Source organism: Moorena producens 3L (assembly GCF_000211815.1).
In the GTDB taxonomy this organism is placed as follows: domain Bacteria; phylum Cyanobacteriota; class Cyanobacteriia; order Cyanobacteriales; family Coleofasciculaceae; genus Moorena; species Moorena producens.
On record NZ_GL890969.1, the window covers coordinates 123,533 to 136,785 of the forward strand.

At 44.5% G+C, this 13,253-nt stretch carries 12 protein-coding genes; 7 read left to right on the top strand and 5 right to left on the bottom strand.

The features are described from left to right. Window positions 1–250 precede the first annotated feature (250 nt). Both LYNGBM3L_RS28475 and LYNGBM3L_RS28480 read left to right on the top strand, forming a co-directional pair. Window positions 251–2,617 carry an ABC transporter permease gene (locus tag LYNGBM3L_RS28475; protein WP_008189576.1) on the top strand — a complete coding sequence of 789 codons (2,367 nt, stop codon included), beginning with the start codon at window positions 251–253 and terminating at the stop codon, window positions 2,615–2,617. 342 nt (window positions 2,618–2,959) lie between these two features. After that, entirely contained in the window at window positions 2,960–4,414 is a 1,455-nt protein-coding gene (locus LYNGBM3L_RS28480) for an efflux RND transporter periplasmic adaptor subunit (protein WP_008189577.1), read from the top strand. A gap of 394 nt (window positions 4,415–4,808) precedes the next feature. On the opposite strand, the gene LYNGBM3L_RS28485 is transcribed toward LYNGBM3L_RS28480, so the two are convergent. Continuing rightward, complete coding sequence (locus tag LYNGBM3L_RS28485; RefSeq protein ID WP_044495179.1) at window positions 4,809–5,183, bottom strand: c-type cytochrome; 375 nt, start codon at window positions 5,181–5,183, stop codon at window positions 4,809–4,811. Between the two features lie 454 nt (window positions 5,184–5,637). Here LYNGBM3L_RS28485 and petG point away from each other — a divergent pair, with 454 nt between their 5' ends. Beyond that, on the top strand, window positions 5,638–5,751 hold the full coding sequence (gene petG / locus LYNGBM3L_RS37295) for a cytochrome b6-f complex subunit V (protein WP_070395274.1): 114 nt from the start codon (window positions 5,638–5,640) through the stop codon (window positions 5,749–5,751). Between the two features lie 50 nt (window positions 5,752–5,801). Here the strand turns inward: petG and rsmD are convergent, their stop codons facing one another. Both rsmD and hisH read right to left on the bottom strand, forming a co-directional pair. Further along, a complete protein-coding gene (rsmD, locus tag LYNGBM3L_RS28490; RefSeq protein WP_008189583.1) occupies window positions 5,802–6,341 on the bottom strand; it encodes a 16S rRNA (guanine(966)-N(2))-methyltransferase RsmD in 540 nt (179 codons plus the stop codon). 73 nt (window positions 6,342–6,414) lie between these two features. Further along, entirely contained in the window at window positions 6,415–7,071 is a 657-nt protein-coding gene (gene hisH / locus LYNGBM3L_RS28495) for an imidazole glycerol phosphate synthase subunit HisH (RefSeq protein ID WP_008189584.1), read from the bottom strand. Between the two features lie 61 nt (window positions 7,072–7,132). On the opposite strand from hisH, the gene LYNGBM3L_RS28500 reads away from it, so the two are divergent. Continuing rightward, window positions 7,133–7,642 carry a pyroglutamyl-peptidase I family protein gene (locus LYNGBM3L_RS28500; protein ID WP_008189586.1) on the top strand — a complete coding sequence of 170 codons (510 nt, stop codon included), beginning with the start codon at window positions 7,133–7,135 and terminating at the stop codon, window positions 7,640–7,642. An 84-nt stretch (window positions 7,643–7,726) separates the two neighbouring features. After that, window positions 7,727–7,945, top strand: a complete 219-nt coding sequence (locus LYNGBM3L_RS44495) for a hypothetical protein (protein WP_044495181.1) — start codon at window positions 7,727–7,729, stop codon at window positions 7,943–7,945. 499 nt (window positions 7,946–8,444) lie between these two features. On the opposite strand, the gene ylqF is transcribed toward LYNGBM3L_RS44495, so the two are convergent. Together ylqF and LYNGBM3L_RS28515 are read right to left on the bottom strand one after the other, a co-directional pair. Next, window positions 8,445–9,311 carry a ribosome biogenesis GTPase YlqF gene (ylqF, locus tag LYNGBM3L_RS28510; protein WP_008189588.1) on the bottom strand — a complete coding sequence of 289 codons (867 nt, stop codon included), beginning with the start codon at window positions 9,309–9,311 and terminating at the stop codon, window positions 8,445–8,447. A 141-nt stretch (window positions 9,312–9,452) separates the two neighbouring features. Next, entirely contained in the window at window positions 9,453–9,869 is a 417-nt protein-coding gene (locus LYNGBM3L_RS28515) for a universal stress protein (RefSeq protein ID WP_008189589.1), read from the bottom strand. Window positions 9,870–10,060: 191 nt separating this feature from the next. Between LYNGBM3L_RS28515 and LYNGBM3L_RS28520 the strand changes: the two genes are divergently transcribed. Together LYNGBM3L_RS28520 and LYNGBM3L_RS28530 are read left to right on the top strand one after the other, a co-directional pair. Beyond that, entirely contained in the window at window positions 10,061–11,266 is a 1,206-nt protein-coding gene (locus LYNGBM3L_RS28520; protein ID WP_008189591.1) for a phosphoglycerate kinase, read from the top strand. Between the two features lie 798 nt (window positions 11,267–12,064). Beyond that, on the top strand, window positions 12,065–13,177 hold the full coding sequence (locus LYNGBM3L_RS28530) for a ParA family protein (protein WP_008189595.1): 1,113 nt from the start codon (window positions 12,065–12,067) through the stop codon (window positions 13,175–13,177). Window positions 13,178–13,253: the final 76 nt, after the last annotated feature.

Genomic DNA, 13,253 nt, shown 5'->3' on the forward strand with positions numbered 1-13,253 from the left:
TTGAGCTATGATAGCAATATTATTAACAACTTTCTTAGTTTGCTGTCTGTTCGGCTTGACATTAGTTTGTGAAGCTTTGTTTTATACAGAAGAAGAGCAGTTATAAAAAATCGAGCGTTGCTTAATAATGGAATGATTTTAAGAGTTTTTAGGTGCGCTTTCCGTATTAAGAATTAAATTCGCCACGGGTCGCACCTGTAGAATGGGCATCTTGCCTGTTCCTGACATTTTCGGTTGGTCTTAGACTTCCATGAATTCCCTAGACCGTAAACTCTTACGTGACCTATGGCAATTACGAGGTCAGGTGATTGCGATCGCATTAGTAGTAGCCTGTGGCATTGCTAGCTTCGTCCTAGCCAGGAGTGCCTATAGCTCTTTGCGACTAATCCAAGACACATATTACAACCGCTACCATTTTGCCCAAGTTTTCGCTTCCCTCAAACGCGCCCCAGAAAGCCTCAAATCCCAAATTGGTGCTATTCCCGGTATTGCCCAAACCCAAACTCGGATTGTGGTTGATGTCACCCTTGATGTGCCTGGTTTAACAGAACCAGCCACAGGAAGACTAATCTCAATTCCTGAGCGTCGTAAGTCCAAACTCAACGACTTATTTATTCGTCAAGGTCGCTATATTGAACCAGGACGAGGAGATGAAGTACTTGTCAGTGAAGCCTTCGCCCAAGCCAATCAACTCAACTTGGGTGATACCATGGGTGCCATTATTAATGGACGTTGGGAAAAATTGCGAATAGTAGGAATTGCCCTATCACCAGAATACGTTTATGAAGTGCGAGGTGCTGGAGAAATCTTCCCAGATAATCGGCGATTTGGAGTGGTTTGGATAGGTCGGGAAGCCTTGGGTAAAGCCTTCGACCTTGATGGTGCCTTTAACGATGTCAGCCTTTCCTTAATTCCAGGGGCTCAAGAAAGGGAAATTATTAGCCGTTTGGATCGATTACTGGAACGCTACGGTGGGTTAGGTGCTTATGGAAGGGAAGATCAGCTATCCCATCAAATTCTAGCAGATGAACTCAGCAGTTTGGAAGTCTCTGCTACTTTTATGCCTTCGATTTTTTTAGCGATCGCATCTTTCCTACTGCATGTTGTCCTCTCTCGCCTAATCGGAACCCAACGGGAGCAAATTGCTGTGCTCAAAGCCTTTGGTTACAGTAACCTAACCATCGGTATCCATTATCTTAAATTTGTCCTTGCCATTGTCAGTGTAGGAGGTATCCTTGGCACCCTAGTTGGTCTTTGGCTCGGCAATGGACTAACCCAACTTTATGCTGAATTTTTTCGCTTTCCCCTACTACGCTATGACGTCAGCTCAGACTTAGTCGCCACCGCCATCTTAGTCAGCTTTACCGCAGCAGCAATTGGTGGACTAATGGCGGTACGTCGGGCAATTTCCCTTCCTCCAGCCCAAGCCATGCGTCCCGAACCCCCAGCTCAATTCAAACCTATCATTATTGAACGGCTAGGTCTACAGCAGTTTTTATCCCCTGCCGGTGGTATTATCCTCCGTAATTTGGAACGCAAGCCCATCCAAGCCTTCCTATCCATTATGGGAATAGCTGTTGCTGTAGCAATTCTCCTGACTGGGTTGTACATCGGAGATGCACTGACATACCTGATGGATTTTCAATTCCGCCAAGTACAACGGGAAGATCTCACCATTATCTTTAATCAACCCCGTCCCGCACGTACCCGTTACGAAATCACTCACTTACCAGGAGTGATTCGTTCCGAACCATTCCGCATCGTACCAGTACGTTTACGCTTTGACCATCATACCTATCGCAGTGCTTTAACTGGAATCGACCCAGCCGGAGAATTCCGCCGTCTGCTAGACAAGAATTGGTACACCGTGCATCTACCCCCAGACGGAGTTGTCATGACTACCAAACTAGCCGAAATCCTAGGTGTTACTCCTGGAGATACCCTAACCGTGGAAGTCCTGGAAGGAAGCCGTCCCGTGCGTCAAGTTCCTGTAGTCGGCTTGGTGGATGAACTCTTCGGTGTCTCAGCATATATGGATATCCATGCCCTCAACCGACTGATGCGAGAAGGACAAACTATTTCTGGTGCTTACCTCTCCGTTGATCCTCACCTTGCTAGTCAGCTTTACTATCGCCTCAAACGTCTACCGGCCATTACCGGTATTGCCACCCGTGAAGCCAACCTAGAAAGCTTTGAGGAAATTAGTGCTAAACTTCTGCGAGTCTTCACAGCAGTACTAGTAATTTTTGCCTGCATTATTACCTTCAGCGTAGTCTATAACTCAGCACGGATTGCCCTATCAGAAAGAGGACGAGAATTAGCCAGTCTCAGGATTATGGGATTCACTCGTGCTGAAATTGCCTTTATTCTCCTAGGTGAACAAGTTATTCTTACCCTACTCGCCCTTCCAATTGGTTTTGGACTCGGATACGGTTTAGCTGCTTTAATGTCTGTTGCCTATAATTCTGAACTTTACCGTTTTCCCTTAATTATTACTAAAGATACCTATGCTTTTACATTTGTTATCGTAATAGTAGCAGCATTATGTTCTGGGTTAATTATCCGCAGAAAGCTGAATCGTCTGGACTTAATCGCTGTTTTGAAAACCAGGGAATAAGCATCAACATGGTGATAGTTACATCAGTGCGGAGCCTGCTGATTCCTTTGTATTCAGCTTAGTTTGCATGTTGTAACTAAGGGTGCATCTCACTTTTAGAAATGTTGCGTAGGGTGCGTTAGGGGCGGGCTAGCCCTGATTTTCCGCCTCTTCGTTCCTGGTTGAAACAGCCCGCCCCGTAACGCACCATCAGGTCAAACAGCTTTTAGGAGATGCACCCGTAACTAACACAAGCTATGGAACAGTAAAAAAGTAATAGCAGTAATTAAATAGTAGTAATTAAATAGTAGTAATTAAATACTGTTGCGATCGCAAAATCAATTCCGCGATTTTAGACACTTCATGAAGCACCTTCCTCAACGGCTAACTTACCTTATGGTTGGAGTTGGCATCATCACAGTAGTTGTCCTAGCATTTCGTCCTGCACCGATTCGGGTTGATCTAGCCGAAGTTAAACGCAGTAGTTTGCAAGTAACAGTGGATGGAGAGGGAAAGACCCGTATCCGCTCCCGCTTCGTAGTTTCAGCTCCTGTTGCCGGTCGGCTGGCGAGGATTAAACTAGATGAAGGAGATAAAATTAAACAAGGGGCAATAATTGCCCAAATTGACCGCCTTCCTCTAGATGCAGACGTCCGAGAAGCTCAAGCACGGCTAAGGCAATGGCAAGCAGAGCGTGATGGGGTAGCAACCAAGCGACCAAAACCAGAAGCTTTATTCCAGGCTCAAGCCCGGATCCGGTCAGCAGCAGCCCAACAGCAAGAAGCTCAAGCTCGGGTCCAGCAAGCATTAGCAGCACTAGAGCAAGCAAAACGCGATCGCCAACGCTCCCAACAGTTATACATTGATGGCGCAATCTCTCGTAAAGACCTCGAAACAGCTCAATTGTTAGAAACTACCTGCCAGAGGGAATTAGAAGCAGCACGACGGGAAGTGGACAGTGTGGCCGCTGAAGTAGTAGCAGCCAAAGAAGCCCGTGCCATTCTCCAAGCCGAACAGAGAGACCCTGACTATTTACTTGATGTCTACAATGCTCGCATTGCCAGTGTTCAAGCTGAACTTGCCAAGCTAGCCGATGAAGCAGCCCGTGCCGAAATTCATTCCCCAATTGATGGTTATGTCCTACGAGTCCTAGAAGAAAGTGCTCGATATGTAGAAGCCGGAACTCCCCTGTTGGAACTAGGAAATCCTGCCGACCTAGAGATTGTCGTTGATTTGCTTTCTACTGATGCGGTCAAAGTCAAGCCAGGAGCAAAAATGTTCATTGAACATTGGGGGGGAGAGCGCACCCTAAACGCTCAGGTGAAGTACGTCGAACCCTCAGGTTTTACCAAAATTTCAGCTCTTGGGGTAGAAGAACAGCGAGTGAATGCGATCGCTAATTTTGTAGATTCCCCAATTCCTTTAGGTGATCGCTACCGAGTAGAAACACGGATTGTAGTTTGGGAAAGCTCAGATGTGCTAGTCGTTCCCTTAAGTGCCATTTTCCGCTGCGACTCACAACAAAATAGCTCCTTGGACCCGATTGCACAAAATAGGGATGATTTGTCCGTGTCTGCAACAGGGGGAACACAGGGAAGTAACCAATTTTCAGATCATCAAGGGAGTATCCAGCGCTCCAACTTCCAGACTTGGTGTACGTTTGTGGTGGAAAACAACCAAGCGAAGAAACGTCAGATTATAATTAGTCAGCGCAGTAATCTTGAAGCAGTGATTCAACAAGGACTTCGAGAAGGAGAAATAGTCATCTTGCATCCCACTGAGCAAATTCAGGAAGGAAAACAAGTTGCACCCCGTTGACTAGCTATCCGTTGACTAGCTATAATATATAATTCGAATTTGAGATGTGAAACTTAATTGATAGCAAAAGCGATGGGCGTTGCTGAATTCAGGTATAACTTCAAGTTAGTGATCGCTAAATCAAAAATCAATTAGCAACGCCAAAAATGCTATAAGTCAAGCAACAGTTAACTGGCATATTTTTTATTCAACCTTCAACCTTCAACCTTCAACCTTCAACCTTCAACCTTCAACCTTCAACCTTCAACCTTCAACCTTCAACCTTCAACCTTCAACCTTCAACCTTCAACCTTCAACCTTCAACCTTCAACCTTCAACCTTCAACCTTCAACCTTCAACCTTCAACCTTCAACCTTCAACCTTCAACCTTCAACCTTCAACCTTCAACCTTTAGTTACAATTGTTCCAGGTAACTCAACAGGTCTGCCATATCTCTAGTTTGAGGTTGAAACTTAGGCATTGGTGGTGTTCTACCACTAATCACTTGCTGAATCAGACTCACGTCAGACTTTCTCTTAGAGATACTCACTAGACTTGGTCCTACATGACCATCCCCTTTGGCTCCATGACACCCGGCACAGTTGATTTGAAAAATGGCATCACCTCGGACTGGATCACCGTTGAGGGACAAAACCTTTTGTACATAAGGATCCCAATCCTGCATCATGGGAATTCCGATCAGGCTAAGACTTATAGCAAGCAAAGCGACTAGTACTATCAAGGTGACTCGCCGCACTAGAACTCTAGGTTGGACAAGCTGGTTTTCCAATGGGTCTCCTGTCAAGTTGACTATCAATAAAGCGCTTGTAATCTCGATAAAACTGAACCATTGATTAAGTTGTGTTAAGCAATGATAAGTAAATACTTAGACTAAGTATTATTTTTGTTTATAAACATAGCTTAAAATTTATGGAGTCATTAATCAAGATCTTGTCGTGTATTTGTATTATATGCTACACTATGTCTTAACCATATACCTGATACTAGCGGAATAGATCGATGGTATACATTTTGGTATATAAGCTGGGATATAGGTAAAAGTATTCAACCCAAGTCAGGGCTTAGGTCATGAGGTCAGAACCTCCTGAGTGTGACTGAGCAATCTCAACCCATGGAACTCAGGATGGTTGATAAATAACTGTTTCACCACCAGCAGCACCCTAAGGTTGATCAGAGCTAGTAATATGAGAAACAGGTAAAAAAACTTAATTAGGAGACTTAGTGTGGTAGAACCGTTGCTTGTTGGGATTGTCCTTGGCTTAATACCTGTTACTCTATTGGGACTGTTTTTTGCTGCCTATATGCAATACCAACGGGGTAATCAACTTGGGGGTTAGTTTTTCCTTCCCAGAGCTGATCAACCACTGACCATTACCAAACCCCTGACCTAAACCAATGGGCAATAGAAGGTCAAGGCAGTATTGCCATAGACCTTCTGGCGACAAATTTCTAAATTGGGGATTGGTTTTGGTTGCCAGTAGTTAGAGCTATGCTCAACAGCTAACTCACCATGGGTGTCGAGGAGCTGGTATTGAGCGATCGCATCTAACACTGGCTGGTACAAATCACTAGCGTAGGGGGGGTCAAAATAAATGTGGTCAAACTGCTGAGGAGCCAAGGTTTTCAATCGCCTGACCACATCCCCTTGCAACACCCGAAATTCTTGCTGCGGCTGAGCCATCTGTTGCCAGTTCTGACGAATAATTGAACAAGCTTTTGCCCATTTGTCAATCCCTACCACCAAAGCAGCTCCCCGACACAGAGCCTCAGCCCCCATTGAACCACTACCAGCACATAAATCCAGCCATCGGCAATTCCCTACACTGCCTTGCCAAATATTAAATACTGCCTCCCGCACCCGTGCTGGTGTCGGGCGGGTAATTTGTCCTGGCAAAGTTTTCAGTTGGCGATTGCCGTAAATTCTCATCCAAACACAGGACAGTGGGGAGCGTGCTGATTACATCAGTAGTAGTAGCATAATTTTAGAATAAGAATAATTTTCAGGCTTTGGTGACAAGTGTACGATCATGGCAGTAACTCTTGACCTGAGCCACGAAATTAGACAAAATTTGCAGTCCTGTAGTAGAAGACTTTTCCGGGTGAAACTGTACTGCTACGACATTATTGTAAGCGATCGCAGCCGTCACGGTTTGACTCCCATGAGTAGTAGTTGCGGCTCGAATCATAGGGTCAACTGGGTCAACATAATAAGAATGGACAAAATAGACTCGCGGATTGCCTGATAAATGCTGCCAAAGGGTACAATCCGGTTGAGTAAACTCTAGCTGGTTCCAACCCATATGGGGAATCGTAATACTTGGTTCTCGACGAAAGCGCCGCACTGTCCCAGGCACAATCCCTAATCCAGGTTCTGTGCCTTCTTCACTTGCCTCAAACAGAATTTGTAAACCTAGACAAATACCTAAAAAGGGTTTACCGCTGGCAATGGCTTGTTTAATCGGTTGCTCCAGGTTACGCGATCGCAAATGTTGTATCGCTGGGTCAAACGCCCCCACTCCCGGTAGTACCACCGCATCCGCCTGTTCTATATCTGCTGCTAAATCTGTCACTTTGGTAGTTGCACCAGCTTTCTGTAACCCTTTACAGGCAGAGTGCAGGTTCCCCATGTCGTAGTCTACAACCGCAATTACTGGCATTAACCTGCTTTCCCTTACATTGAACTATTGAAGCTCTTTTTATTCTAATTGGTTCTGTTGGATGAACAAAAAAATCCTCTTGACATCCTTTCAAACCTGGTTACCCGATCAGGTATCTAACTCCTCTGATGATTTATTAGGGAAAATTGCTCAAACCAATGATTTATCTGCTTCCCTGACTTTTCTAAGACAGTTGCCCGTCGATATTGCCGAAGCTAGTGCTCAGGTAATTGCCACAATTGATCAAATACAACCCGATGGGATTATTTGTTGTGGAATGGCGAGTAAGCGGCACAAATTAACTGTGGAATCCTGTGCTACTCGTGAAGATGCCTGCCTTCAAACCCCAGTGAACTTAGAGCAACTAATAGCTGCCTTGAGTGGATGTGAGATTAGCCATGATGCTGGTAAATTTGTCTGCGAAGGACTCTATTACGAAGTGTTGAAGTATCTTGGAGAGCATCACCTCAATACTTCTTGTATCTTTGTTCATGTCCCTGTGCTGAATCCAGAGAATTTGCCTGGTATCTTGGCTGATTTTAGGATAATTTTGGAACAAATGGCACAATAGACTTTGCCGCATTTGTCGGTAACTTCAGATCCGGGAACTTCCGATCAGCACAGAATAATTGAGAAAAACACTATCACGAAAGCAATGCAGCGCCTTAATGAGAGGGTTTCCCCCACTCGCGCTTTGCATCAAGACAATACATTGACAAGAAGCCTAATCAAGACAACCTTCAACCTTCAACCTTCAACCTTCAACCTTCAACCTTCAACCTTCAACCTTCAACCTTCAACCTTCAACCTGCCAACCTTCAACCTGCCAACCTTCAAATTTAAACAAATACAAACTCTTGTTAAGAAATATTGATGCTTATAGCAGTATATATTAATACAGGTAAACAGAGCTTACGCAATTCAGCCATCGACACACTACCTGTATGGGTTAAAGGGTAACTGTTAACACCACCTGTAGAGTTCTTGCGTAAGCCCTGCATCAGCTGTTTCGGTGCTCAATATTGATTATAGGACTGATTGAAAAACTTTTCCCTCGGCAATATTACTGAAGTTGGTTACGCTAATTAGCTCAAGTCATCTGTCTTAAGTTAGGGTTAGCTCCTCAAGTCCCTTCCTGGCTTAAGTTCTGATCTTGATTTTTCAATAAATATTGACAATATTGGTTCAATCAGACTATAATTATCAGATTTATAGAAAAAGATATCCACAGGGAACTTAGGCTCGCGCTCTACGACTCCCGCTGTGCTACTCGCTCTGTGCGACGCTCACTAGCTAGTACTCACTAGTAGAATCGCGCTTGTAATTGTACTTGTGTAGATGCTGTAGATGCTAAGCAATTACATTGGTGGTACTTAGGGTAGTACTTCTGGTGGTACTTCCAATGCAATTGCTCCGAGTAAACCCTTACGAAAATCCCCCAATAGTTGCCGCGCTGTACGTTCGATGTTTCCCTGATAGCGATAGTCGGCTAAACCATGTAAGTAATCTTCAGCGGTCAATGGGTTTGGGTCTAGTTGGTACCGCTTTTCTAAAGAAGACTTTAATAAAAGAGTGTACTCCTTCATCTTATCTAAATCTTTCAGGAATGCAACCAGTGCTGTTGCTACCCGTTGGTTGTCGTAAGATGCTTCACCAATGTCATCACAGATAGCTAACTTGAGCGCCTGCTGCTGATTGTTTAACTTGGCAGGAATAACACCAGGAGCATCAAGTAGTTCAAGTTGGTCAGAAATACGTATCCAACGCAATTGGCGTGTCACACCGGGACGACGAGCACTCTCTACCACACGACGTCCCAAAAGTCGATTAATTAAAGCAGATTTACCGACATTGGGAAATCCAATTACCACAGCTCGGACAGGACGAGGTCGCATTCCCCGTGAGCGCCTACGTCGATTGATTTCCTCCCCAGCTGTCTGGGCTGCTTTAGCCACAGCGCGGATACCCTTACCCTGTTGAGCATTAGTGAAATAGGGGATATCCCCTTGCTTTTGAAACCACGATTCCCAAAGTTGGCGCATCCTTGGGTCAATCATATCCACCCGGTTGATCACTAACACCCGAGTTTTATTACCCACCCACTGGTCGGTTTGAGGATGATTGGTCGAGAGGGGAATCCGAGCATCCCGCACCTCTAATACCACATCCACTCGCTTCAACTGTTCCTTGAGTTCTCGCTCGGCTTTGGCAATGTGTCCGGGATACCACTGGATTGTCATTAGTCATTAGCCATTAGTCATTAGTCATTAGCCATTAGTCATTGGTCATTAGTCATTGGTCATTCGTTAATTGAAAATTGACCATTGACAATTGACAATTAACGGGCAAGCAATTTTAGTGAACCAATGACTAAGCACAACTTATGGGACAATCAATACTGGGCAAGGGGACAAATTAATCACTCGATCGGCCACGCTATTAGGTATACCTTCCTCTGTCAAGCCTGGCCCCCGAGAGCCCATCACAATTAAATTTGCCCCAATTTCGTCAGCCACATCGCAGATCACGAAGGCAGGCTTTCCTTCCCGCTCCACGGTTTTGGCTTCAATGCCTTCCTGAGCAAATAATGCTTTGGCACCGTTAAGCAGTTCTTTTACTGCCTCAGGGGATGTCATTGCCTCGGGAGCAGCTGCTGTAGCCTGGCCAGGGTCAGGTTTTTCAACCACTGACAGCAGATATAGATTGCTGCTGTACTTTTTCACTATGTTCCCAACAACCTCAGCAGCTTCACGGCTTTCTCGACTTGAGTCAATTGGAAATACAACGGTATTGAACATATCACAGATTTCCTCCAGGATCCGGACTCCGGTAAAATGTGAACGGTCTTAACAAAAGAATACCTTTTGTCCTGGTCATTCAGCTGGTGACTTACCAGTTAATGTACAGCGAACTCTCTGAGGTCAAATCATCCGGCAACACGGCTGATAGTCAGGGATTAGCAGGCAATAGCAATTAGGAGATTAATACTGTGTCCAAGAAAAGTGTAGCCAATTTAAGTGAATCAGATTTAGCCGGAAAAACGGTATTGGTCAGAGCAGACCTGAATGTACCCCTGGATGACAATGGCACCATCACCGATGATACTCGCATTCGTGCTGCTTTACCCACTGTTCAAGATTTACTTAAGAAAGGGGCAAAGGTAATCCTGTGTAGCCACTTGGGACGACCCAAGGGACAAGTGAAGGAAAGCTTGCGTCTAACCCCCGTTGCTGAGCGTCTTTCAGAACTGCTGGGTCAACCAGTGACCATGTGTAAAGACTGTGTTGGAGACGAGGTGGCTGCCCAAGTTGGTGCTTTGGAAAATGGTCAGGTGGCTTTACTGGAAAATCTCCGCTTCCACGCTGGAGAGGAAAAGAATGACCCAGAATTCACCAAACAGTTGGCATCCCTTGCTGATTTGTATGTCAATGATGCTTTTGGCACAGCCCACCGGGCTCATGCCTCTACTGAGGGAGTCACCCATTACCTGAGTCCTTCTGTAGCTGGGTACTTGATTGAGAAGGAACTGCAGTATTTACAAAACGCTGTAGAAAATCCTGAAAAGCCTCTAGCTGCAATTATTGGTGGCTCTAAGGTGTCCAGTAAGATTGGGGTGATTGACACTCTACTCGAAAAGGTCGATAAACTGCTAATTGGCGGTGGGATGATTTTTACCTTCTACAAGGCCCGTGGTATGAGTGTGGGTAAGTCCCTGGTGGAAGACGATAAGCTGGATTTGGCGAAATCTCTAGAAGCTAAGGCAAAAGAGCGCGGTGTAGAATTGCTGTTGCCCACCGATGTGGTCATCGCAGATAATTTTGCCCCTGATGCTAATTCCCAGACTGTCAGTATTGAAGCTATTCCTGATGGCTGGATGGGTTTGGATATTGGTCCAGATTCTGTGAAGGTGTTTCAGGAGGCTTTGGCAGATTGCAAAACTGTAATCTGGAATGGTCCGATGGGAGTGTTTGAGTTTGATCAGTTCGCTAAGGGGACAGAAGCGATCGCAAACTCTATGGCTGAGCTGACCAAGACAGGTGCATCTACCATCATTGGTGGTGGTGACTCAGTAGCTGCCGTCGAAAAAGTTGGTGTTGCTGACCAAATGAGCCACATTTCCACCGGTGGTGGTGCCAGCCTTGAGTTACTCGAAGGCAAGGTTTTACCTGGAATTGCTGCTTTAAATGATGCCTAACTAGAGTTTTTTAAAGCATTGTTTTAAATCCTAGTTTTACATAGGGAGATAGCATTGCTGTCTCCCTATTTAGCATTGTCTTGATGGGAAGATTGTTTGGTTTACGATCAATCAGCATTGGTTTTTATGATCTATTTGGAAATCGTAAGCATTCAGCCGTCAGCCGTCAGTGGTCAGCTGATTTTATTCAAAAGCACCAATCAATAGCCTGGCTACAGGGGACCATGTCACTTATGCAGAACATTTGTACTAAATCTCTAGCCCCCTCATGGGTTTAAGCTTGCTCTGATGCTACATAGTTCATTTGTTCTGCAACTTTGACCTGCTCCCTGATTTAGGATTGCTATAGCTTTGCGAAAACAATATCAGAAACAATTTTATCGGCTGGAATTCAAAATACAAACGTACCAGTATGCTCCTGAATAGTTTTGTCAGTCAACCAGGGTTGGTATTAGTAAAACTGCTGCTGGTCTACCTTATGCATATGATAGGCAAGTGGATGACTATCGATAAAGTCCTTCACAGCTTGATTGTTGGCTGCACGGATTAAAAACCGCCCGCGATCGACACAGGGGGAGAGCGACGAACTGAAATGCTCAGAAGTTGTTGAGCAGGGTTGTGCGTACAACTACGTTAGAGGTATCATATTTTTATTCTTTACCTTTAAATTAAATTTTGAGGAATTAATTTGCATTCGTGTTGAAAAGTTTAGATCAAGGCTAGATCTGTCAATTGGCTAGGATATCAATCTACCTAGTTTGGGCTTTCTGGGCTTGAGCCGATGCGATTGTCTAAAGGGTGCTGGGCGAAAGCCCAATCGCTCACCTCAGAAAACGATTGGCGGTGCAGAAGTTGGAGTTTTTGGGTAAGAAATTAAAAATGGCAATTTTAATCTCTTTATTTAATCACAAGGGTGGCGTAAGCAAAACAACTACAACTTTTAATTTGGGATGGGCTTTAACTGACATAGGGAAAAAAGTCTTGATCGTAGATGGCGATCCACAGTGTAATCTTACCGGAACAGTATTAGGCTTTAGTGGACAGTCAGATTTCGAGAGTTTTTACGAAAATAATCCAAAATCCAACTTAAGTACTTGTCTTGAACCAGCTTTTCAAGGGACACAAAAGCCACTGGAGCCAGCCAATATTATCAAAACTTCCAAAAAGAATTTATATTTGTTGGCTGGACATCTAGACTTAGCCGAAAGTGAAGCACAGTTAGCTGTTGCACTTTCAACAGGAGCCGCCATTCCTGCATTGAAAAACTTACCAGGCTCAGTTAACCACCTTATAACTATAACCGCTCACGAGAATGATATAGACATTGTCTTGATTGACATGAGTCCCAGCGTAGGCGCACTAAATCAGTGTTTTTTAATGGGTAGTAACTACTTTATTGTTCCTACTTTTCCAGATTATTTTTGCGACCAAGCAATACTTTCACTATCTCGTGTAATACCAAAGTGGAATAAGTCAGTAGAGTTGTTTCGAGATAAAGATCTAGCATATTCTGTACCTAGCGATCCTCCTAAATTTATGGGAATTATTTACCAGCGTTTTCGTCCGCGTAGTGGTAGCCCTGCTGCTTCTTTTCAGCGATGGATAGACCGGATAAAAGTAACAGTTAACGACCAACTCGCTCCGGCTTTATCGAAGGTGGGTATGACAATTTCTGAAGATGAATTTAAGGCTTCTAATCCAGGTGACACTCCATATAATTTAGCCAACATTCCCGACTTTAATTCATTAATTGCACAATCTCAAAAGCACAATGTTCCTGTATTTGCATTATCTGACATTCAAATAGAGCAGTCGGGTAAAGTCTTAGAAACTATGAAAAATAATCGTCAGAATTTCGATAATACTTTCAAGCAGCTTGCGAAAACAGTGGTTAATCTCATAAAAAGTTGAGGTTACTGCGGCTATAGACCTAACTTCGAGCAGTATCTGGATGAGTTGGTGTGAGGGTGCATGGCCACAGGCCCAT

Coding starts and splice junctions, on each gene's coding strand:
- LYNGBM3L_RS28475 (WP_008189576.1), top strand. CDS start 251: ATGAATTCCCTAGACCGTAAACTCTTACGTGACCTATGGCAATTACGA.
- LYNGBM3L_RS28480 (WP_008189577.1), top strand. CDS start 2,960: ATGAAGCACCTTCCTCAACGGCTAACTTACCTTATGGTTGGAGTTGGC.
- rsmD (WP_008189583.1), bottom strand. CDS start 6,341: ATGAGAATTTACGGCAATCGCCAACTGAAAACTTTGCCAGGACAAATT.
- hisH (WP_008189584.1), bottom strand. CDS start 7,071: ATGCCAGTAATTGCGGTTGTAGACTACGACATGGGGAACCTGCACTCT.
- LYNGBM3L_RS28500 (WP_008189586.1), top strand. CDS start 7,133: ATGAACAAAAAAATCCTCTTGACATCCTTTCAAACCTGGTTACCCGAT.
- LYNGBM3L_RS44495 (WP_044495181.1), top strand. CDS start 7,727: ATGCAGCGCCTTAATGAGAGGGTTTCCCCCACTCGCGCTTTGCATCAA.
- ylqF (WP_008189588.1), bottom strand. CDS start 9,311: ATGACAATCCAGTGGTATCCCGGACACATTGCCAAAGCCGAGCGAGAA.
- LYNGBM3L_RS28515 (WP_008189589.1), bottom strand. CDS start 9,869: ATGTTCAATACCGTTGTATTTCCAATTGACTCAAGTCGAGAAAGCCGT.